At 49.8% G+C, this 20,319-nt stretch carries 22 protein-coding genes and 2 pseudogenes; 15 read left to right on the top strand and 9 right to left on the bottom strand.

Annotated elements, in window-relative coordinates; genetic code table 11:
* The first annotated feature begins 99 nt into the window (after positions 1–99).
* On the top strand, positions 100–1,515 hold the full coding sequence (locus ACJJIF_RS18305) for an RHS repeat-associated core domain-containing protein (RefSeq protein WP_444929716.1): 1,416 nt from the start codon (positions 100–102) through the stop codon (positions 1,513–1,515).
* A gap of 6 nt (positions 1,516–1,521) precedes the next feature.
* Entirely contained in the window at positions 1,522–1,944 is a 423-nt protein-coding gene (locus tag ACJJIF_RS18300; RefSeq protein ID WP_444929715.1) for a hypothetical protein, read from the top strand.
* Positions 1,945–2,222: 278 nt separating this feature from the next.
* Here the strand turns inward: ACJJIF_RS18300 and ACJJIF_RS18295 are convergent, their stop codons facing one another.
* A complete protein-coding gene (locus tag ACJJIF_RS18295) occupies positions 2,223–2,549 on the bottom strand; it encodes a hypothetical protein (RefSeq protein ID WP_444929714.1) in 327 nt (108 codons plus the stop codon).
* A 57-nt stretch (positions 2,550–2,606) separates the two neighbouring features.
* Between ACJJIF_RS18295 and ACJJIF_RS18290 the strand changes: the two genes are divergently transcribed.
* Positions 2,607–3,056, top strand: a complete 450-nt coding sequence (locus ACJJIF_RS18290; RefSeq protein ID WP_444929713.1) for a hypothetical protein — start codon at positions 2,607–2,609, stop codon at positions 3,054–3,056.
* A 431-nt stretch (positions 3,057–3,487) separates the two neighbouring features.
* On the opposite strand, the gene ACJJIF_RS18285 is transcribed toward ACJJIF_RS18290, so the two are convergent.
* Both ACJJIF_RS18285 and ACJJIF_RS18280 read right to left on the bottom strand, forming a co-directional pair.
* Positions 3,488–4,474, bottom strand: coding sequence for a transposase (locus ACJJIF_RS18285; protein WP_444929712.1), 987 nt, complete (start codon positions 4,472–4,474; stop codon positions 3,488–3,490).
* A gap of 117 nt (positions 4,475–4,591) precedes the next feature.
* A pseudogene (locus ACJJIF_RS18280) lies at positions 4,592–4,744 on the bottom strand (transposase); the annotation flags it as partial.
* A gap of 222 nt (positions 4,745–4,966) precedes the next feature.
* Here ACJJIF_RS18280 and ACJJIF_RS18275 point away from each other — a divergent pair.
* From ACJJIF_RS18275 to ACJJIF_RS18245, 7 genes are all read left to right on the top strand, one after another.
* Positions 4,967–5,389 (top strand): hypothetical protein, encoded by a 423-nt coding sequence (locus tag ACJJIF_RS18275; RefSeq protein WP_444929711.1) that lies wholly within the window; start codon positions 4,967–4,969, stop codon positions 5,387–5,389.
* Positions 5,390–5,502: 113 nt separating this feature from the next.
* A complete protein-coding gene (locus tag ACJJIF_RS18270) occupies positions 5,503–6,909 on the top strand; it encodes an RHS repeat domain-containing protein (RefSeq protein ID WP_444929710.1) in 1,407 nt (468 codons plus the stop codon).
* A complete protein-coding gene (locus tag ACJJIF_RS18265; protein WP_444929709.1) occupies positions 6,909–7,196 on the top strand; it encodes a hypothetical protein in 288 nt (95 codons plus the stop codon). Before ACJJIF_RS18270 ends, ACJJIF_RS18265 begins: the two co-directional genes overlap by 1 nt.
* 103 nt (positions 7,197–7,299) lie before the next feature.
* A complete protein-coding gene (locus ACJJIF_RS18260) occupies positions 7,300–7,605 on the top strand; it encodes a nucleotidyltransferase family protein (protein ID WP_444932380.1) in 306 nt (101 codons plus the stop codon).
* A gap of 32 nt (positions 7,606–7,637) precedes the next feature.
* Positions 7,638–9,098: an IS66 family transposase gene (gene tnpC / locus ACJJIF_RS18255; RefSeq protein WP_444929708.1), complete on the top strand. Its 1,461-nt coding sequence runs from the start codon at positions 7,638–7,640 to the stop codon at positions 9,096–9,098.
* A 62-nt stretch (positions 9,099–9,160) separates the two neighbouring features.
* Positions 9,161–9,355, top strand: a complete 195-nt coding sequence (locus ACJJIF_RS18250; protein ID WP_444929707.1) for a hypothetical protein — start codon at positions 9,161–9,163, stop codon at positions 9,353–9,355.
* A 12-nt stretch (positions 9,356–9,367) separates the two neighbouring features.
* A complete protein-coding gene (locus ACJJIF_RS18245; protein ID WP_444929706.1) occupies positions 9,368–9,700 on the top strand; it encodes a hypothetical protein in 333 nt (110 codons plus the stop codon).
* Here the strand turns inward: ACJJIF_RS18245 and ACJJIF_RS18240 are convergent, their stop codons facing one another.
* Both ACJJIF_RS18240 and ACJJIF_RS18235 read right to left on the bottom strand, forming a co-directional pair.
* Positions 9,701–10,258 carry a 3'-5' exonuclease family protein gene (locus tag ACJJIF_RS18240; protein WP_444929705.1) on the bottom strand — a complete coding sequence of 186 codons (558 nt, stop codon included), beginning with the start codon at positions 10,256–10,258 and terminating at the stop codon, positions 9,701–9,703. It lies immediately after the preceding gene.
* A gap of 3 nt (positions 10,259–10,261) precedes the next feature.
* Positions 10,262–10,393: pseudogene (locus ACJJIF_RS18235) on the bottom strand (SymE family type I addiction module toxin); the annotation flags it as partial.
* A gap of 358 nt (positions 10,394–10,751) precedes the next feature.
* Here ACJJIF_RS18235 and ACJJIF_RS18230 point away from each other — a divergent pair.
* Entirely contained in the window at positions 10,752–10,940 is a 189-nt protein-coding gene (locus ACJJIF_RS18230) for a hypothetical protein (RefSeq protein WP_444929704.1), read from the top strand.
* Between the two features lie 76 nt (positions 10,941–11,016).
* On the opposite strand, the gene ACJJIF_RS18225 is transcribed toward ACJJIF_RS18230, so the two are convergent.
* Positions 11,017–11,457, bottom strand: a complete 441-nt coding sequence (locus ACJJIF_RS18225) for a YqaA family protein (protein ID WP_444929703.1) — start codon at positions 11,455–11,457, stop codon at positions 11,017–11,019.
* Positions 11,458–11,678: 221 nt separating this feature from the next.
* On the opposite strand from ACJJIF_RS18225, the gene ACJJIF_RS18220 reads away from it, so the two are divergent.
* Positions 11,679–11,879: a CPXCG motif-containing cysteine-rich protein gene (locus ACJJIF_RS18220; RefSeq protein WP_444929702.1), complete on the top strand. Its 201-nt coding sequence runs from the start codon at positions 11,679–11,681 to the stop codon at positions 11,877–11,879.
* Positions 11,880–11,904: 25 nt separating this feature from the next.
* On the opposite strand, the gene ACJJIF_RS18215 is transcribed toward ACJJIF_RS18220, so the two are convergent.
* The 3 genes from ACJJIF_RS18215 to ACJJIF_RS18205 are packed head-to-tail and all read right to left on the bottom strand — an operon-like array spanning position 11,905 to position 15,289.
* Positions 11,905–13,368: a cryptochrome/photolyase family protein gene (locus ACJJIF_RS18215; protein ID WP_444929701.1), complete on the bottom strand. Its 1,464-nt coding sequence runs from the start codon at positions 13,366–13,368 to the stop codon at positions 11,905–11,907.
* Positions 13,369–13,376: 8 nt separating this feature from the next.
* Positions 13,377–14,327, bottom strand: a complete 951-nt coding sequence (locus ACJJIF_RS18210; protein WP_444929700.1) for a MerR family transcriptional regulator — start codon at positions 14,325–14,327, stop codon at positions 13,377–13,379.
* A complete protein-coding gene (locus ACJJIF_RS18205; RefSeq protein ID WP_444929699.1) occupies positions 14,327–15,289 on the bottom strand; it encodes a YbgA family protein in 963 nt (320 codons plus the stop codon). Before ACJJIF_RS18205 ends, ACJJIF_RS18210 begins: the two co-directional genes overlap by 1 nt.
* 241 nt (positions 15,290–15,530) lie before the next feature.
* Here ACJJIF_RS18205 and ydiJ point away from each other — a divergent pair, with 241 nt between their 5' ends.
* The 3 genes from ydiJ to ACJJIF_RS18190 all read left to right on the top strand — a co-directional run bounded on the left by ydiJ (position 15,531) and on the right by ACJJIF_RS18190 (position 20,273).
* A complete protein-coding gene (gene ydiJ, locus ACJJIF_RS18200; RefSeq protein ID WP_444929698.1) occupies positions 15,531–18,566 on the top strand; it encodes a D-2-hydroxyglutarate dehydrogenase YdiJ in 3,036 nt (1,011 codons plus the stop codon).
* A 74-nt stretch (positions 18,567–18,640) separates the two neighbouring features.
* Positions 18,641–19,360: a tetratricopeptide repeat protein gene (locus ACJJIF_RS18195; protein WP_444929697.1), complete on the top strand. Its 720-nt coding sequence runs from the start codon at positions 18,641–18,643 to the stop codon at positions 19,358–19,360.
* A 505-nt stretch (positions 19,361–19,865) separates the two neighbouring features.
* Positions 19,866–20,273 carry a 3D domain-containing protein gene (locus ACJJIF_RS18190; RefSeq protein WP_444929696.1) on the top strand — a complete coding sequence of 136 codons (408 nt, stop codon included), beginning with the start codon at positions 19,866–19,868 and terminating at the stop codon, positions 20,271–20,273.
* The last annotated feature ends 46 nt before the right edge of the window (positions 20,274–20,319 follow it).

Raw genomic sequence — 20,319 nt, 5'->3', positions numbered from 1 at the left:
CGTATCAGTCACGATGAACTGGGCCGGGAGAGCCAGCGCCAACACGGCAATGACCTAGAAAGCCAGCGAGATTATGATCCTCAGGGGCGGCTGTAAAAGTTGCGCCTAAACAAAGCTGATAGCCCAGTCGCCGACCCAACTCAGAACTCTCACTCAATCCTGGAGCGCAGCTACCAGTACAACAAAGCTGGCCAGATTTCTAAAATTGAGGACAGTCTGCGTGGCACTCGCAGCTACCACTATGATGCCCTGGATCGCCTCACCCAGGTAGATGGCCCCAACCCCGAGTATTTTGTACACGACCCTGCACATAATATTCTCGCCGCCGCCAACTCAAAGGATGGAGCGAAACAGCAAGCCAGTGCCACTCAAGTTAAAGGCAATCGCTTAGCCTTCCGTGGCGATACCCACTACCGCTACGATATTCACGGCAACCGCATCGCTGAGCTGCGCGGCAAAGGGCAGAAACTGCAAACCCGCTACCACTACAACTATCGCCAACAGTTAGTGCGGGTAGAAAAGCTCAAACTGGAAGAAGGGGTAGAACAGCCTCAGCAGGAGATTCACTACCAGTACGACCCGCTCGGCCGCCGTATTGGTAAGAGCAGCAATAGTGAATACACTAATTTTCTCTGGGATGGTGATGTCCTGCTTCGTGAAAATAAAGCTGATATCCAAACTCGGCAGGACCTGAACAGCCGGACCTACTACTTTGAACCGGGTACTTTCAAGCCGGTTGCACTAAAGGATGGTAACCAAGAGAAAGAACAGGTTTACCACTATCACCTAGATCATTTGGGAACCCCCGATACCCTTACCAATCAGGAAGGTGAAGTAGTTTGGAGTGTTGCCTATAAGAGCTATGGCAATATCGCTTTAGCCCATAAGAACGAGATAGAGCAGCCGATTCGCTTTCAGGGGCAGTACTTCGACGAAGAAACTGGGCTGCACTATAATCGGTTTAGGTACTATGATCCACAGGTAGGAGAGTTTACTCAGCAGGATCCGATTGGATTGTTGGGGGGAGTAAATAATTACCAATATGTACCTAATCCCTTAGGGTGGCTGGACCCATTAGGCTTGGACTGTAGTGAGGCTAAGCAAGATTCAAATGGAGATTGGAGGGACAGCGAAGGCAACTTAGTCAACCCATCACCTAAAAGCGTGCTAGATGAAGCTATCAGAAGACAAGGGAGTGTTAATCCGGGTTCTGCATACCCTCAGTCTTTTAAACAGAAGTGGTCTGCTGGAGGGGTGGATTATGAGGTAAGGGCTCACGGCGTAAATCCAAATGCACCAAGCGGTTCCAATTCAGCAGTAGGTGATATATATAGGGTTGCTCGGCGAATCCAAGGGAATAAACCTGGCTCAAATCAAGGCCATGGCTGGGAATATATGGACAATCAAGGTAATTGGCATCATGTGAGTACACTGAAGAAAAATAGCCAAACATATAATGCGGTAGCTGCCAATGAAACGCACATTCCTATGCCTACTACAAACTATGACGGATGAATTTAAGTGCACAATTTAAATATAGCAATTAATGACATTAACAAATATGTAAGTCAGTTTACTTGGTTGGACTTTGAGGTAAACAAGTATGGCTCAGGCGAATTAATGATGGCGGCAAGTACTGATTTTTCTTATTACCATCAATTAGAGGTGTATTTTTCTAAAGTGAGATTTTACTCGGGCGCTTTTGAGTGGGGAACAAATCCAAAAGAAGAGATTTTATTCATCATGGATGATAAAAAAATATTGGAGGAAAACAAAATATACGATGAATGTGCAGCCGTAAAAATTCTCACCGATGACAACACAAGTGTAATCATTGGTTGCTCCAGCATACACTTTAATACCGATACTGTTTTTTATTATAAAAGAGAGAATTTAAAAAATGGGGAGCGTCTAGCCGACTGGGTTCTAAAAGAAAATAGATGATATCTAAAAATTTTGAAGAAAAACGGGTGAAACTGAACCGCCACAGAGTGGAATGCGATGCCAGCAACATTACCAATCCTATCCTGGACATCCAAAGAATGGAGAATCGGAAGCTGGAAAAGAATTTTTTCGCCACCACTTGGTAGCCGGTATATCTGTCTCAAAATAGATGACAATTTGGCATTAAAATATCTTTTGGGGAGCCCGTAGGGAATTAGGAGAGAGTAGAGTCGGGAGCGATGGAATCTAGGGGCAGCTGATAAACGGATTTCTGTAATTTAGCAAGGGGTGGGACTAAGAAAGCGCTGGCAATCGCGCAGCCCGTGTACCCAGCGTTTATTTTTCTGCGTACAGACCTGGCGTACCGCTTCCGCCGAGCCCACCAAGCGTTTAAAGCGGCTTTCAAAATTGCGGTTTAGATAGAGCCAGTGTTTTGGCGAAATACCCAGCCGATTTAAAATAGGTGGGATGTTTTCGGAAATAACGCCGCGCTTTTTAGGGTGCAGCTGCCGGCCACTCCAGTCTACCAGCTCTAAATAGTGATCCAGCTGAAAAGGCAAGCCTTTAGGCATATCCCGGCGCTCCCCGCCCACCAGCAAATTCATGGATATGACTCTCCTAACCTTACGATATACCCAGTGAAATAATGACGGGTTTTATATATGAAAAATCTTAAATTTTATGTTGACAAGTCAGGGGTTAAGCTTGCGAGAATTTTTGTCAATGGAGTCCCATCTGCAATACACAATACATTTTTATGTGATGCCCTAGAAGGAGACTTCCAGTCAACAGATTCTTGCGAGCTGTACTTGGGGGCATTAAAAAAAATAGCTTTAGGTAAGGAAGAAGTTGCTATTTGGAGCGGTAATGCTTATGAGATAACCGCTAGGGCTAGCGGGGTGAAGTTTGAAAACCTTCATACGGAAGAGATTGGTGGAGAAATACCTCTCCATGAGCTTGTATTTTCACTGGCTTGTTGGGGAGAGTTTTTAGAGGGCCCCTCAGAGGAAGGGCTAGAGAAGAGTATCCCCGATAATTTAGATATGGTAAGGGCTGTTGTACTTGACACAATCCTATCCTGGACATCCAAAGAGTGGAGAACCGGAAGCTAGACAAGAATTTTTATGCCACCACTTGGTAGCCGGTATATCTGTCTCAAAATAGATGGCAATTTGGCGTTAAAAGATCTTTTGGGGAGCCCGTAGGGAATTAGGGGAGAGTAGAGTCGGGAGCGATGGAATGTAAATATCCCCCGGCAAAGCCGGGGGCTTTAATTGTAAACCGCTCAAAGCCGGTATTTTTATAGATTTTTCATACCTACACTTTATTCGTTACGGTAGATCTAGGACCGGTAGATCTAGGACAGCCAAAGACTGAAGGGTGGTGTCGGCAATAGAGCTAGCCCCCTCTCTGGCGGCTCTTTCTCTTTGATTTACAAGTAAAGGAGTTGAAATGCTGGGAATTGCTGGTTAGGTTTTGGAGATCGCTGCTTTTGGATAAAAGGTCGGTAATCGTGCTGTTGAGTACTTGAGGCCGGGGTAGGTTAGCAGGGCGTAGCTGAGAGGAGGCGCCGACAGTCGCTTATACCGTGTACCCAGCGTTTATCGAGTTGAGCACAAACTTTTTGTACAACTTCTACCGATCCCACCAAGCCTTTAAAGCGGCTTTCAAAGTTCCGACTGAGATAGAGCCAGTGCTTGGGTGAAATACCGAGCCGCTCCAGAATAGGCGGCGTGTTTTCGGCAATACAATCCCGTTTTCTTGGGTCTAAATGCCGGCCGCTCCAGTCCACTAGCTCTAAATAGTGATCCAACTGGAAAGGTAGCCCTTTCGGCATATTCAAACGCTCACCGCCGACAAACGGAAGTAGATTTTTGGGCTGCTTACCTGAGACTGCCGCACGAATACGCTGTTGAATCGAAGTGTAATCAGACTCTTCAGGTGTCTTGGCAATATTGGCACGGATGGGGTTAAGGTCTACATAGGCCATACAGGCGGCGAGTGCTCTTTCATCCAGTAAAGCCTGAGACTTAAACCGGCCTTCCCAAAAACGGCCGGTACAGTTGTCTTCAGCATTGGCCCGACGGGCGATAGATTCGTTTAAACAGCGCATAAACCAGCTGATATCCATTAGACGCTCCCGCCATAGGGAAACGACCTCTTTTAGCCTGTCTTCCTCAGCGTGATCGAGGGTATCACCCTGAAGATAGCGCTGGGCCAAGCTAGAGGCTTTGAAGAGTTTTTGCCAGCGAGTAATTACCTCTGTAAGAGACCACTTGTTAGCCGATTTTGTGTCGATATAGAGCACTATATGGTAGTGATTACTCATTACTGCATAGGCGGCAATATCTAGAGCAAACACCTCGGCTAACTTATGCATACGGCTTTCAATCCATTCGCGCCGATGCTCGTAATCTTTTCCGGATTCAGTATCTCTGCCACAGAGAAATGCACGCCGTACACAGCGGGAGACACAGTGATAGTACGGTGTTGCATCAAGAGATATCTGGGTGCTTCGCGGTAGAGTCATCGGTTACACGCGCACTAATGTGTATAAATATCCAGTATTCTGTGGGGTTTCAATCTTTTGTCAATAGGGGTGGCGGTTTATACTTTCTATATGGTGGGTGTCCAGGATTAACTGCTTCTTGCCTCCCCTCTCCGCGCGAAGCTTCCGCACCCAAGATTCCATAGTCGACTTGCTGACCCCCATGGCCTCACATGCAGCCTTCAGTGTGTATCCTTGATCAACAACGAGTTGCGCTGCTTCCAGCTTGAACTCTGGGTTGAATTTTCTTTTGAGCTAGCCATCTATCCACCTGATCTTCGTTGAAAGTGATAATATCACTCAAACTCAGGTGGCCAAATTTACTATGCCACTACACACTACCACAAATGAAGGGCCACATGTATCTGTGAAATCTATTGACCCTGAGACAGGTAGAGCCTCAGTAGTTGATAAGTTCTTTATCGAAAACTGGGATGAGCATAAGCCCTCCCCTGAATATTGGATAAATCAATAATGTACTTGTTAGACGAATCTATTTTTTTCCCTTTGCTAGGTTCTGAGTTTAATGATATAAAATTAACGAACTTTTCTCCTGCAAGCTTACATTCTAAGTTTGGAAAACCTTTTCATTTAAAAAACATAGATAGAGATATTGAAAAAAACAATGAAAAATTTATCTTATCGACGATATTGAAGGGGAAAGGGCGCTTCCAGTATTTTATTTCTGATTCTCTGTCATACTTAGGCAAGTTCATGATATTTGACTTGGCGAATCTTGATGAAAGCGTTAGAGCCTATAAAAACTATAGCAATAGCGAAATGTATAAGAGCAAAGTATTTTTTGATGGTACAGATTTAATTTTTATAGACACAAAGCTTCAAGAAGCATTTGCCATTGACCATGATTATAATTTTATGGAATTCAAACGAAAATAGTATATTCTTAAAACAACATTTCTGGATACCCATAGATTACTGGCGTCCCTATCCACCATTACGAAGCTCTAGATAGCCTCACCTAGGTAGATGCCCCCAATCCAGAATATTGTGTGCACGATTCTACACACAATATTCTGGCCGCCGCCAGCTCAGAGGATGAAGCTAAACAGCAGTCCAATGCTACTCAAGTCAAAGGCAACCGCCTGGCCTCCCGTGGCAATACCCACTATCGCTACGATATTCACGGCAACCGCATTGCCGAACTTCGTGGAAAAGGACAGAAGCTGCAAACTCGTTATCACTACAATGCTCAGCAGCAGTTAGTGCAGGTAGTAAAGCTCAAACTGGAAGAAGGGATAGAACAGCTTCAGCAGGAGATTCACTACCAGTACGATCCGCTCGGCCGTCGTGTTGGTAAGAGCAGCAATAGTGAATACACCAATTTCCTCTGGGATGGTGATGTCCTGCTTCGTGAAAATAAAGCTGATATCCACACCCGGCAGGACCTGAATACTCGGACCTACTACTTTGAACCGGGCACCTTTAAACCGGTTGCGCTAAAAGAAGAAGAGCAGGTTTACCATTATCACCTGGATCATCTGGGTACGCCGGATACTCTTACCAACCAAGAGGGTGAAGTGGTATGGAGTGTCGCCTATAAGAGCTATGGCAATATTGCCCTTGCTCACAAGAGCCAGATAGAGCAGTCTATCCGCTTCCAGGGGCAGTACTTTGATGAAGAAACCGGGCTGCACTACAATCGGTTTAGGTATTATGATCCAGAAGTTGGGGAGTTTACGCAGCAGGACCCGGTTGGATTGCTGGGTGGGTCGAATAGCTATCAGTATGTGCCTAATCCGGTTGAGTGGGTGGACCCCTCGGGATTGACTGCGGCGAAGGAAGATCCTAGTAGGCAAGTTAATGCGATTGCTGGGCCACAAGTACAGAAGGGTGTTGTTCCAGACAGTGTCGGTGGAGCAGCTTTTGTCGGCGGAAAGTATGTTCACAGTTTAAAACCGAGAACAAACTTAGATGTCTATGGAGAAGCAATAACTCGAACACCTGACGAAGCAAAGGGTATTTTGCAGAAACTCGGATTTGATAAAGAGTTATTAGATGAATATCACTTCATTCCCTTAAGTGGCGATGATTATGCTAGACGAGTAAAGGCCTTGGGCGGTGACTTTGATGCAACATATGGTAATGTAGCTCCAGGTGTAAAAACCATTTCCTTTGATAAAAATATTCAAAGCAATCTAGTAAGCGGGGAATCGAAAATTCCTGTTTATGTTAAAAAAGAAGTTTTTGAAAGTGATGAGTCCATCGCGCAAGTTTTATCTCACGAAATTTACGAAGTAGAGGAACTGAGGTATTTAGCTAAGAACCCAATTACCACCAAACAATACCATGACTATGTGAGGCCTGATAATAAAAACAACCTACATTATGAGGCTATTCTTGAAGGTGATGATATGCTGAATGCCTTTAGAAAAATATTGAATGGAGGCGGCAATTAATGAGTAGTAAAGATGAAGCCTTAGAAGAAATAGAGCGCTTATTGAAAAGTGTTGGTAATGGAACTTTAGATGAGTGGACAGCTGCATATACAGTGGCTGAATATATTGTCGAATTTAAAGATTCTGAAATAATTGTTGGTCTACCTCCAAATATCTCAGAAATGATAAAAACTATTGCTTCAGAGTATGAAGAGACAGGAGAATTCAAAGTTTACTCAAGTGTAGGATGTGCCGATCATACTGAATTAGCCGCTTCCTTATCTTCAGTATTGAAGGAAGTCAGGTAATTGGAGCAACCATGCTAAAGTTCAGCTACAAAGTTGAGCTTTAGTTGTTCCAAACAAATTACCCCAAGGGTTTAGTCAAACTCAGTTTGAAGATCTCTCTACGATAGCTAGAGCTAGGGCAAACGAGCTGGGCTTAGGTGATGATTTGTTTATTCAAGGAAGTCGAGCTAAGGGAACGGCAAGACCTGACTCAGACATTGATATTGCTATCCGTATATCACCAGAACAATTTGATGATTTCTTGTTTAATCGTAACTATTCAGCGAGCTTTTCGGGAAAATTAGCACAACTCCCCCGCCAGCCACCGCCAAGCAAGCTGAGCAAGTCTGCCATAAACCAGCACGCCTCAGGTAATCTCCCGCCTAGCCTGGCAAGAAAAAAACAGCTACAGGTCATACAGCAAAGATGAATTGTGCGATAATACTGCCATATTACTAAGGTATGCTGTTGCCCATGACAAATTCAGTTGACATTAATCAGGCCGTAAAAGAAGCTGAGGAATTGCTAGCGAATGATACCAGCGCTTCCCCCGCACTAAAAGCGTCTGTAAAAATGCTGCTGATTGTTGTCAAAATGCTCTCGGATCGCTTGGGTTTAAATAGCCTCAATAGTAACAAACCGCCCGCTAGCGATCCCAATCGAGAGAAAAGGCCACAGACAAAAAGCAATAAACCTCGTGGTGGCCAGCCTGGACATCCAGGTAAAAATCTCGAACCTGTGGAAGATCCTGATAAAGTCTGCTTCATCAAGCTTGATCGTCGGACTTTGCCGAAAGGCACCTACACAGATGGCGGTTATGAATCTCGTCAGGTATTTGATATTCGAATATCACGAAGCGTTACAGAATATCGGGCGCAGGTTTTAATTGATGAAAGCGGCCGAAGATTTGTGGCAGACTTTCCCCAAAAGGTCACGCGTTCAACGCAGTATGGCGCCAGCGTCAAAGCTAATGCGGTTTACATGTCGATATTTCAGCTGATCCCCTACGAGCGAGTGGAGACACACTTTTCTGAACTGTTTGATACCCCCATCAGTGCTGGCAGTGTTTATAACTTCAATCTGGAAGCCTTTGAGCGCTTGGCGTTGTTTGAGCAAACAGCTAAAGCTGTGCTGCGCCAGGAAAAAACCTTGCATGTTGATGAAACTAGTATCAATGTAAATGGCAGCCGTCTGTGGTTGCACAACGCTTCCAGTGCCTCCTGGACATTGATTGCTCCACATGCAAAACGCGGCAATGAAGCTGTAGAAGAAATGGACATACTGCCTCACTATAAAGGCGTTTTAGTTCATGATCATTGGAAGCCTTACTACCGTTATACAATGTGTCTGCACGCTCTTTGTAATGCTCACCATCAGCGTGAACTAACCAGGGCTTTTGAGCAGGATGGACAGGAATGGGCCAGAAAAATGGCGCTACTGTTGCAGAAAATCAACACAGCAGTCAAGCAATCAGATGGCTGCCTAACAGAAGAGGAATGCCGAAATTGGCGTAGACAATATAGAAGCCTACTTAAAAAAGCTGAGCTGGAGTGCCCGCCACCAGAAATTAACAAATCAGAACAAAAAAAGCGTGGCAGATTAGCTCGAAGCAAATCTCGGAACCTCTTGGAACGTCTACAAAAATACGAACAAGATGTTTTACGTTTTATGGAAAATCCGGAAGCGCCTTATACCAATAATCAGGGTGAAAGAGATATTCGCATGGCTAAGGTGCAGCAAAAAATATCAGGTTGCTTTAGGTCTATGGCTGGAGCTGAGATTTTTTGTCGTATCCGTAGCTATTTGTCCACTTGCAGAAAGCATGGTGTTGGTGTGGGGGAAGCCCTTGAAAGCCTATTTTCAGGCGAGTGGCCAGAATTTCTTCAAAAGAAAATGACAACACTCAAAATATCCGCTGAATAGTTACGTTTAATCAACCCAAGCTGAAAAATGCTAATCCGGGTTCTGCTAACGAGAGAACCTTGTTGCATGCAATTGAAATAGGGAAGATTCAGCGTGGTGAAGCAGGTTTGAGGGCATCTGCTAAAGCAATAGAGAAAGCAACTGGCTTCAAGGTCGATTTCTCTGTGATTAAAGCAGGTGGTCAGCTTGATAATGTTCCTGGCCGAGGTGGCGCTTTTGATAACGATCCGAAAATTCTTTTGTTATTTGTAGAGTAATAGGCTTTTTGTATGGATTTGTGTTGCAAGATTTTTGTAAATGCTAAGCTTTCGGGCGATCAACTTATTAGTTGGTTGCTTGAATCTTTTCCTGGTGACATTGATGGTAGAACACTTATTACCCCATTGTTTGAAATGGATGTTATTAGTAATGAGGATTTTGATAAGGATAAATTGGATGACTTTGTTTTCTACCCTTTTTATCTGGAAATTGATGCATCGGATGAAGCTGAGGAGGTAGATTACATAAGTGAGACTGGCAATTTGCTGAGGGTATTACGGTCTTCTGATTATGCTGCTGTTGCAGCATGTGATTTTGAAGAACAGTTGCCAGAGCAAGAGTAGCTATTTCCTTGTCTCATTTAAAATATTGCAAAATAAAGCACCCTGCTCAATGGCATCATCCAGTGCGACATGTGTATGCGGTAATTTATCAAACCAGTGTTTAGGCATCTTGCGCTTAGCTGTTTCTCTGAATTCTGCTTTAAGAACAGCCATAGCGTAACTTTTTATGTCCAGTGCTGAATGAGAAAATGGGCTCTCGCCAGAAAAGTTCATTAGATACCAATAGACAAACATAAAATCATAAGCTGCTGGGTAGCCAACAAAAACAGGCTTGCCTGGCAGCTGTTTTAACCATGCCACATAATTCTGCATGGCTTGTTTGGGGTGCTGTAAATCCTGTCGGCAAGCATTCCAGGCTTCAGGGTTTTTATCCCACCATGCTTGCGTGTCAGGGTGGGCGGTTGCATTAGGTAGGGCTTCTAAGTTAGCGGAAAAAGTGCTCAGTAGTTGCTTGTTAGCGGTATATGCCGCTGACGCAAAACTTAGCATTGAGTGCGGCCCCGGAATGGGACCGTCTGCTTCAATATCAGTACTGATATAAATTTCTGGTTTAGTCATTTCTTATGTCTCGGTGGTTAGTGCCAAGCAACCCTCCATCACTCTCACCGTTACCGGCGTATTAATCTCAAACCCGGCCTGCTGTAGCCAGTGACCTTTGAGTTGTAACCGGGGGATGGGGCGAACACCAGAGTTAGGTGATTGCTCTTTGAGCTTGTCGTCATAGTGACTTTAATTTGTCGGGTTGCTTTAGCCGAGCATGAAGCTGTCTTATCATGTGTAGTAGTCATAATAACCTCACATATAGGTTGTTGTGATTAGCTGGCCTTGGGTGTTGGCACACCCTTGGCTAGCGCTTTTAAGATGCCTGTTGCTGTTTGATCAGTGCATCGAGCATCTCGGTAATAAACTTCTATTTGCTCCTTGGCATTAAGCCAATCTGTTTGTAGTGGTCTAATACTTCCGGACACTTCGCTAAGAGGGTAAAACTACTAAGCGAGGTGAAGTATGACAACAAAAGGTACACGAAGAAGAGCGCGACTTTTCTCATAAGGTGAACTACGACCCCGCTATCTCCAATATAGTGAATATCACTAACTGCAAGAAGGAAATGATGGAGGTGATCTCTGCCTCTGAGCTTACCGTCTCTGAGATTATTACCGAGTCTTCAGAAGTTAGCGGAGAGGGCTCTGACAAGCGCATACAGAGCGCGCTCAAAGCCGTTGTTAGCAGAAATAGCTAATGGCTCAAGCTTTTGGATATCTAAAAGGGCCGGGAATTTCCGTCAAGGTACTGTGAAAATCCGGCCAACTAACCACTCAGGCGGCCTGTAAGACCACATAAGCAATCGCCATATAACGCAGACCTTTACCCAGAGTCACCAATAGCAGAAACCAGAACAGTCGAATTCGTAAAATACCCGCCATCACGGTAAGGGGATCACCAATAATGGGAACCCAGGCGAAAAGCAGTGAGAAAACACCATATTTTTTAAACTTCTGCTCGGCCTGAACAAACTCCTCTTCGGACATTCTCAACCATTTCTTGATAACCCCCAAACTGGCCCAGTAACCCAGTGCATAATTGAGTAGTGAGCCGGCGACATTCCCGCAGGTGGCCACTGCAACCAGGACCCAGGGCGAGTATCCATGCAGTAAAAGGCCGGACATAACCACTTCGGAGCTCAGCGGTAAGATAGTTGCCGCCAAAAACGCCGAGACAAACAGCCCCAAAAAACCCAATTCAAGAAAATACGCCATAACAACCGCTCAAGCCTGTTGGGGCTAATCCCCTTGATACCGCCACTCCTAACTGCGTCACTATAATCGAAAACGGAAAGCAACCGAACTATTCACGGATAAAGGACAAAGGAATCGCTCTTCTAGCCATATAAGCACTAGGCGCTATTCTAAAGTTAACCAGCAGGGACAGACTACAAGTGGAATATCACTACCCGGCTAGATAAGGGAGATCTCAATTTATGCCTGAAGCAATAACCGAGAGAAGTATTGGCTGCCCCTATTGTGGCGAAACCATCCAGGTGCTAATTGATACATCAGCCTTACCGCAACAGTACATTGAGGACTGCCAAGTGTGCTGTAGACCTATCGTTTTCTCTGTGAAACTGGATTTTAGCAGCGACTTATCTGTCGAAGTACATACTGAGGACGAAGCGCTCTAAGCCGCACTATCGCCCTCCTCTCAATTCACTTCAAACTGGCGAAAACTTCAATGGCCCGCTTGCGCCCCGCTGCGACATCGCAAATCACCGGGGGATAACCCGCTGTCGGCGCAGGGTCGTGGATGGTTCTGTCACTCAGTCCGCTCAACTCGGGCACATATTTGCGAATAAACTCCCCCTTGGGGTCGAAGCGCTGCGATTGGCTATAGGGGTTAAATACGCGGAAATAAGGGGCGGCATCGGTGCCGGTAGAGGCGGTCCACTGCCAGCCGCCGTTGTTGGAGGCAAAGTCGGCATCGATCAGATTCCGCATAAAATAGCGCTCGCCCCAGCGCCAATCTATCAGCATATTTTTACTGAGAAATGAGGCTACGATCATACGCAGCCGGTTGTGCATCCAGGCGGTCTCTCGCAATTGGCGCATGGCAGCATCGACGATTGGCACTCCGGTTTCACCCTGTGTCCAGCGCTCAAACTGCTCCCGGTTGTAGGACCAGGGGATTTGCTCGGTCTCCAGTTTAAACGGCTTGCCTTTACTCAGACGGGGAAAGTCCGCTAACAGGTGGGTGTAAAACTCCCGCCAGATTAATTCACTGATCCAGCAGGCCACCCCTTCATCCCCGCCCAGCCAGTGGCCCTCGTTCAAACTCAGTGCTGCGGCGATGCACTGGCGAATCGAGATGGCGCCACTATTGAGATAGGGGGATAAGCAGGAGGTACTATCCAGCGCGGGAAAATCTCTTTCCGCTCGATAGGCTGGGATTTTTCCCGTGAATTTTTTGAGTTGCTGTTGTGCCGCCTTTTCCCCCGCTTGCCAACCTTTTATCAAACCAGCAGTCGAAATTTTATCGAGGTTATAGCCACGCAGTTGCGTTGGAATTTTCTGGTTTAACCTCTGCCCTCCCGATAGGGAGAACCACTTGGGCCAGTGAGCCCCATCTTTTGCACCGGCAAACCTCCGGGGTTTAGGCAGGGTTTTTATAGCGCTATCGGCACAGAGTTGAATCAGGGCGCGCTTGAAGGGGGTGAAAACCTTGTAGGGTTCACCGCTGCCGGTTCTCACGGCTCCGGGAGGCAACAGGGTGCGGTCACTGAAAAATTGCACCTGTACGCCATCTTGTTTCAATAAGTCTCTTACCGCCGCATCGCGACGCTGTTCATTGAGAGGGTATTCTGTATTCGCATAAATAGCGTCTATTTTCAGGCGCTCGGCCACCTGCTGAAGAACCTCCGGCACCTGCGCAAATGAGGGGACTTCAATAAAATACAGCGGTAGGTTGCGCGCTGCACATTCAGTTTGCAACTCCCGCAGGCAGGCCATGCGAAAGGCCACCAAGGGTTCGCCTTCATCCTGGCTCTGCCAGGTCTCCGGGCAGGCGATAAAGATAGCGGCTAACTGCTGGCACTGGGTGCTCGCCTGGTAAAGCGCGGTATTGTCATGTAGACGCAAATCACTGCGCAGCCACACCAGCCCACGCGGCAAATTCACAGGGCGGCTCATAACGGTAAAGACCCCCGCAGTTGTGTAACGGCGCTCTCTGCCGTGCCGGCCAGCACGTGCGTGAATGGAAGCTGTTCCAGTTCTACGAGCGCCAGGCGCTGCATCTCGATAAAGTCACCGGCAAGCCACAGGGGAGCGTTTACACCCCGGATCGCCTCCGGCAGCGCCCGCGCAAGGATATCGCTGGGAAGAGCTTTGTGGCTATAGCAAACCACGCCCTGTGCCGCGAACTTTTTTACGCTATTTCCAAGGTCCGATAACCCCGCCGGATAAGCCAGGGTAACCACTTCGATACCTGCGGCGAGAAGAACGGCGATAAACATCTGGATAAAAGCCCGCTGATCCTGCGCGGCCACTTCCAGTAAAAGAATACGGGGCCTCAGCCGGGACTTGTCCCCGAGCAAATTTTTTCTGGCCATACCATTTGCCAGTAATAATTGCTCCTGTAACAGGGGCCAGAAAAACTGCTGTGCCCGCCGACTTTCAGCCAGGCGAGAGCGCTCAAGCCGCACATGCAGAGGTTTAAGCCAGTGCTCCAACAGCAAAGCGGCGGGGAATGCGGCAAACCATTCATCCAGGCGGCGGCGCAATTGGACCTCGGCATAATCGCGAATCAGGCTGGCGGTTTCCTCCCGCATCGCCTGCCAGCTGCTTGTGTTATCAGCCGCGCTTGTCACTATTGGGTTTTTGTCTTTATCGCGCCGCAACAGGTCCCGCACCAGACCAATGGAAACACCGCGGGCGAGACATTGCAGTACCCTTTCGATTTGCCGCACCTCCTCTTCGCTGTAAAGGCGGTGTCCCTTGCCGGTGCGCAAGGGGGTCAGCAAACCATAGCGGCGCTCCCAGGCCCGCAATGTCACCGGGTGAACACCGGTCCTGCGGGCCACTTCGCGAATCGGAAAGAAATTTTGTTCAACAACTTCTGGATCGGTCATGGCGGCCATTAGCGAAATTCACACAAACCCAACTCCGCCGGCTCGGCGGCGAGTAAAACCTGACTGTGGATAAAGTGATGGGGGCTGCGCGGCAAATAGTGGCGCAGCATGGTGAGCACCGCCGAAATCGGTTTGCGCCCCTGGCGGTATTCCTCGATAAGCTGGGCCAGTTCGGCGCGCTCCTCCCGGTTTAAATAGCCCTTTAAGTGCCCCTGGCTGTGCATCAGGGCATTGGTGCGGTCTTTGCGCGACGCCTGCAGGGACAGGATCTCCATAATCCGCCCACGGACTTCATCGGCAAATTTTTCCGGGGTCAGCGCGCGGGAATTGGCAACGAACTGGCCCAGGGCGCGGGTCAGCGGCTGACTGTGGGCCAGCAGCAGGTACTTGTAGGCGGTATAAAACTCGATCACCTTGGCCGGCCGGGGATCCGGCGAGACGTAGCGGTGCCAAGCGTCGTAGGCAAATACGCGAGTTAAAAAGTTCTCGCGGATATCGCTGGCATTCAGGCGCCCCACTTCCTCCATGGGCAGATGCGGGAAGTTTTGCCGCAGGCGCGCGGTAAATAATCCGGCGGCGTGCGCCAGTACACCGCGCCCCCCTTTTTGATAGTGCGGCGTCGTGCGCACGCCACAGCTGGGAGATTTTTGCATCAGGATAAAACCGCGCAGCTGTGCCACTTGCGGGCTTATCTCGTCGGCGTAGGCTTCGAGATCGTCGGTGACATCAATATTGGTATCATCCCGCCCCACCGCGCGCAGGCGGTCACTGACAATCAGGTGAATGGGCGGGCGCGGCACCCCCAGGCCCACAGCCACTTCGGGGCAATAGGCCTGCAAGTCAAAACAACTGCCCAGCAGTTGGGTGCAGACTTTGCTGTGCTTGTGGCTACCGTTGTATCGCACCGGATCACCCACCGCGCAGCGGCTGATACCCACGGGGATTTTCTCTGGCAGAAACTGAATATTCATAATCACACTATGCGCAAGTCATCGCTTCTCTTTTTATAGTCCGCCACCAAAACTTATACAAGGATAGAGCTTGTATAAGTTTTGATGGCGAATTGTCAGCCCGGTGCCGGCTTGCGCAAATACGAAGCGCAGCTACAATGCAAAGCCGCGTTCATTCCGAGTTTTAGTGCTGCGCACACTCTTATCGCCAGTCTTCGGTCTGCGATGCGGCCCACACCTCCCGGAAAGTACGGATTAGCTCATGATTCCAGCATTGCGCGAAGTCGACGAGGTTCAGGCGCTCTATTTGCAGTTCTTGCAGGAACTGAAGGACGCAGGTTTCCGTGGCGATACCACCCCCAGCTATGCCAGCCGCACGGTTCTGGCTACCGATAACTCGATCTATCAGGTTCTACCCCAGGCCGTTGTTTACCCCCGCGACAATCGCGACTTACAGTTGCTGGCCGAGCTGGCTGAGCGGGAGGCGTTTCACTCGGTAGTCTTATCTCCCCGCGGCGGCGGTACCGGTACCAACGGCCAGTCCCTCACCGATGGGCTGGTGGTGGATATCTCCCGCCATATGAACCAGATTCTCGAAATTAATGTTGAGCAGCGCTGGGTGCGGGTGCAGGCCGGTGTGGTCAAGGACCAGCTGAACGCAGCACTCAAACCCCACGGCCTGTTTTTTGCGCCGGAGCTCTCCACCAGTAATCGGGCCACCATTGGCGGCATGATCAATACCGATGCCTCGGGCCAGGGTTCCTGTGTCTACGGTAAAACCCGCGACCACGTGCTGGAACTGCACACCGTATTGATCGGCGGTGAGATTTGGCACTCGGCCCCGATCGACGATGAAGCGCTGACACAGGTCAGTGCCGGGGATAAGCGCTCTGCGCAGGTACACCAAGTCTGTGATGATATAGCGCGCAGCAAAGCGGATTTAATCGCGGCAAAGTTTCCCAAGCTCAATCGCTGCCTCACCGGTTACGACCTGGCGCATATTCGCAGCGACAAAAGCTTTAACCTCAACAGTGTTCTGTGTGGTTCAGAGGGAACCCTGGGCTTTATCGCCGAGGCCAAACTCAACCTGCTGCCCATTCCCAAGTGTGTCGCCCTGGTCAATTTAAAATACGACCACTTCCAGGAGGCCCTGCGCGACGCCAAAGACCTGATGCTGGCCGGCCCCATGTCGATCGAGACGGTGGACAGCAAAGTGTTGCAGTTGGCGATGGAAGATATTGTCTGGCACAGCGTCAGTAAATTTTTTCCCTCCGAGGATCGCCCGGTTAAAGGCATCAATTTAGTCGAGTACGCCGCCGATAGCGAAGAGGAACTGGAGCGGGCACTGGCACAATTTATCGCCCATATCGAGGAGGCCATTGGCCAGCCGGGTAAGAGTTTCGGCTACTCCATTGCCCGGGGCCACGCCGAGGTCAATCGCATCTGGGCCATGCGCAAACGCGCGGTGGGCTTACTGGGCAATGCCCAGGGAGAAAAGCGCCCGATTCCCTTTGTCGAGGACACTGCGGTACCGCCGGAAAACCTGGCGGACTTTATCGCTGAATTCCGCGCGGTGCTGGACGAGGCCAATCTCGATTACGGCATGTTTGGTCATGTGGACGCGGGCGTGCTGCACGTGCGCCCGGCCATCGATATGAAAGACCCGCAACAAGCCGCACAAATTCGTCCGATCACCGATCGGGTGGTCGCCCTCACGCAGAAATATAAAGGGCTTTTGTGGGGCGAGCACGGCAAAGGCGTGCGCTCAGAATACGCACCGGAATTCTTTGGCGAGCTCTACCCAGAGCTGCAAAAAATTAAAGACGCCTTCGATCCCCGCAACCAATTAAATCCCGGAAAAATAGCCACCCCCAATAACGACAGCCAGCTGCTAAAAATCGATGCGGTAGCCACCCGCGGCGAACGGGATCGGCAGATTCCCGCCCAGGTGTGGGAGGGCTACGCAGAGGGAGTACACTGTAACGGCAACGGCGCCTGTTTCAATTGGAACCCCGACGATGCCATGTGCCCTTCCTACAAGGCCACTCGCAACCGCATCCACTCCCCCAAAGGGCGCGCCTCACTGATGCGCGAGTGGCTGCGCCTGCTCAGCGAAAAAAACGTCGATGCGGTCGCCAGCGCTCAGCATTTGCGCGAGCGCTCCTTTTTTGTCGGACTGCCCAAGCGCATTATCAATTCCCTGGCAAAAACCCGTGGCGAGTACGATTTTAACCACGAAGTTAACGAGGCCATGCAGGGCTGCCTGGCGTGTAAATCCTGTGTGGGGCAGTGCCCGATCAAAGTGGATGTGCCGGAGTTTCGCAGTAAATTCCTCGAGCTCTACTACAGTCGCTATTTGCGCCCGCTAAAAGACTACGCCGTCGGTGGCCTGGAATTTCTGATGCCGCACCTGGCCAGGCTGCCGCAGCTGTACAACTGGCCGCTAAAGCTCAAGCCGGTTGCCTTCCTGATGGAGCGCCTGCTCGGCATGGTGGACAGCCCGCAGCTATCGGAGAAGCCCCTGAGGACCACCATGGCGGAACTGGGTGTCCCTATCGCCAGCGCCGCCTGCCTGGAGTCCCTCGGCCCCGCACAGCGCAGTCGCGCGGTGGTGATCGTGCAGGATGCGTTTACCAGTTACTTCGATGCGGAAGTGGTGGCAGACATTGTCCGCCTGCTGAAACAGCTCGACTTTGTACCTATGCTGGCGCCCTATCGCGCCAACGGCAAACCCCTGCATGTACACGGCTTTCTGCGCCAGTTCCAGCGGGTCGCCGAGTTGAACAGCGAGATGCTCAATAATCTGGCCGCCAGCGGTATTCCCCTGGTGGGCGTCGACCCCTCGATGACGCTGACTTATCGCGCGGAGTACAAGAAACTGATGGGCAGTGAGGCGCCCAAGGTCCAGTTGCTACAGGAGTGGCTGGCCTCGCAGCGGGAGCACCTGGAACAACAGCGCCACCGCATCGCGCCCGCCAGCTTCCAGCTTCTGCCCCACTGTAGCGAACAGACCAACGCCACCGCCTCGGTGAAAGACTGGCAGAGTGTCTTCGCCGCCCTGGGCCTGGAACTGACGACCGAGAGCCTCGGCTGCTGCGGTATGGCCGGCACCTATGGCCACGAAGCGGAGCACAAAGAGACCTCTCGGGTCATTTTCCAGCAGTCCTGGGCCCCCCGCCTAAACAGTGGCGAAAACCAGCTGGCTAGCGGCTACTCCTGTCGCTGCCAGGCCAGTCGTTTTGCGGGTGTATCTCTGCGCCATCCGCTCCAAGGGTTACTGGCACAACTGGATAAATAGGCATTTACTGACGTAAGAGGCCCACACTGCCGGGTCTCTTATCGTCCACCCAAGGTCACCTGCGGGAAGTGCCTATGCACAAACATCTCTCATACCTGCTGATGCTGTTTTACGCGGTGCTGGGTACCATCGTGCTGCTGGCGGCAATTTCCATGACCTTACACCCGCAGCGCCCCCCCCAGATCGAGCACTCTGTGGCATTCGTGAGCAAGGCCGAAACCTACGCCCGCACAGGCAACTACGCCGATGCCCTACCACTCTACGAAAAAGCCATCTCCTCCCTCGCAGACTACCCGGACCAACAGCAGGCTCTGCGCTACCGCTACGGCATTGTGTTGAATGCCTTCAGCGCCCAGGAGAGACCGGACCTGTACCCCCTGGCCCGCGCCCAGTTCGAGGCGGTGCTCAATTATCTGGACAGCGGCGCTGTGCTGCCCCAGTCCGCCGCAAAGGTGCAGTCCGCTATGGCGCACACTTACCACCAGCAGGCGGCCACAGAGACGGAGACCACCCAGCGGGCCCACCTGTTGCGCTCCGCCTACCTGCTCTACAAGAGTGCCATTCCGGGGCTGCGCGCGCAGGGGGAGTGGCAGAACCTGGCGATCACCTATTTCAACCTGGGGCAGGTGTGTGAATGGCAGGGGAATTTAGAGGAGGCCATCGCCTGGCTGGAGAAAACCGTGCGACTGGATATACAGCACAAGCTGCCGGACCTCCAGGAGGACAGTGACTACCTATCCGCATTGCGCAGCCAGGTGGAGCCGATATCGCAAAACCCGGAAACCGCCCTATAAATAGCGGGAATCGCCCCGCCGCTCTTCACTGACGACCGGGTTTCCCGGTGAAAAGTCTCTACTTTTGCCCAATCAGAGAGATATGGCGATCTAGTCACAAATAATTAATTCGGAATTTTTTACTTTTTCAGTCCGATGAAGTGCAGCGCCCCATCATCAACAGCACAGCGCATTAGAATGACATCGCTGTCACACAAAATTTCTCTTTTGAAACCATTTACCAAAGAGCCAGGTTCTCACCCGCCTTTTCAGGCTGCACAAAATATATACAGCGCTACTTTATTCTCAATTTTAATTAAAAATTAATTCTCTATTTTAATTTCATTAAATAACCTGCCAATTCATACGGTTTCTCTCCCGCTTTACAGGAAAAGTTGATACCTCAGGCGCCATCGGTAATATAGCCAGCGTTGATTAAATATTGATCAACGATTTCCAAACAAACTTGGAAATTTCACAAGCAACCTTTGGCTTGTGACCATTTATGACCTGGAGGTAATGGGACATGATGAAACAGACTCTGCGACGTACTGCCTTTTTTATTGCCGCCCTGCTCGCGATCGGCGTGAGTGTCAATGCCTCAGCAGCAATGAAGAAAACCATGGTTGTTGATGCTACCGCCTACAATTCTGTACCCGGTCAAACCGACAGCGACCCCTGGGTAGCGGCCTGGAACAACCGCCTGCGCCCCGGTGACAAGATTATTGCGGTATCCCGCGACCTGGAAAGACACGGTCTGACCAACGGCGCCAAAGTCAAAATTGAAGGGCTACCGGGCACCTATACCGTGCGCGACCGTATGAACAAGCGCTTTAGAAACCGCATTGATGTTTGGATGGAGAAAGACATCCGAAAAGCCCGCGCCTGGGGCAAGAAAAAACTGAAGATTATTTTTGAACCGGTAAAGAAATAAGCAAAACGTTTTCAACGAGCTTGTAACCCCGCCCTCCAGCGGGGTT

The sequence above is a fragment of the Microbulbifer regidiadema (SeqCode) genome (genome assembly GCF_052467605.1).
The sequence above is the reverse complement of the archived record's forward strand: the minus strand, read 5'-3'. Positions and strand labels throughout refer to the sequence as shown.

What these genes read in the sequence shown, in the direction of transcription:
- ACJJIF_RS18275 (WP_444929711.1), top strand. Translation starts at nt 4,967, where the DNA reads ATGTACTTGTTAGACGAATCTATTTTTTTCCCTTTGCTAGGTTCTGAG.
- ACJJIF_RS18190 (WP_444929696.1), top strand. Translation starts at nt 19,866, where the DNA reads ATGATGAAACAGACTCTGCGACGTACTGCCTTTTTTATTGCCGCCCTG.
- tnpC (WP_444929708.1), top strand. Translation starts at nt 7,638, where the DNA reads ATGCTGTTGCCCATGACAAATTCAGTTGACATTAATCAGGCCGTAAAA.
- ACJJIF_RS18245 (WP_444929706.1), top strand. Translation starts at nt 9,368, where the DNA reads ATGGATTTGTGTTGCAAGATTTTTGTAAATGCTAAGCTTTCGGGCGAT.
- ACJJIF_RS18205 (WP_444929699.1), bottom strand. Translation starts at nt 15,289, where the DNA reads ATGAATATTCAGTTTCTGCCAGAGAAAATCCCCGTGGGTATCAGCCGC.
- ACJJIF_RS18240 (WP_444929705.1), bottom strand. Translation starts at nt 10,258, where the DNA reads ATGACTAAACCAGAAATTTATATCAGTACTGATATTGAAGCAGACGGT.
- ACJJIF_RS18195 (WP_444929697.1), top strand. Translation starts at nt 18,641, where the DNA reads ATGCACAAACATCTCTCATACCTGCTGATGCTGTTTTACGCGGTGCTG.
- ACJJIF_RS18285 (WP_444929712.1), bottom strand. Translation starts at nt 4,474, where the DNA reads ATGACTCTACCGCGAAGCACCCAGATATCTCTTGATGCAACACCGTAC.
- ACJJIF_RS18265 (WP_444929709.1), top strand. Translation starts at nt 6,909, where the DNA reads ATGAGTAGTAAAGATGAAGCCTTAGAAGAAATAGAGCGCTTATTGAAA.
- ACJJIF_RS18290 (WP_444929713.1), top strand. Translation starts at nt 2,607, where the DNA reads ATGAAAAATCTTAAATTTTATGTTGACAAGTCAGGGGTTAAGCTTGCG.
- ACJJIF_RS18225 (WP_444929703.1), bottom strand. Translation starts at nt 11,457, where the DNA reads ATGGCGTATTTTCTTGAATTGGGTTTTTTGGGGCTGTTTGTCTCGGCG.
- ydiJ (WP_444929698.1), top strand. Translation starts at nt 15,531, where the DNA reads ATGATTCCAGCATTGCGCGAAGTCGACGAGGTTCAGGCGCTCTATTTG.
- ACJJIF_RS18295 (WP_444929714.1), bottom strand. Translation starts at nt 2,549, where the DNA reads ATGAATTTGCTGGTGGGCGGGGAGCGCCGGGATATGCCTAAAGGCTTG.
- ACJJIF_RS18210 (WP_444929700.1), bottom strand. Translation starts at nt 14,327, where the DNA reads ATGGCCGCCATGACCGATCCAGAAGTTGTTGAACAAAATTTCTTTCCG.
- ACJJIF_RS18220 (WP_444929702.1), top strand. Translation starts at nt 11,679, where the DNA reads ATGCCTGAAGCAATAACCGAGAGAAGTATTGGCTGCCCCTATTGTGGC.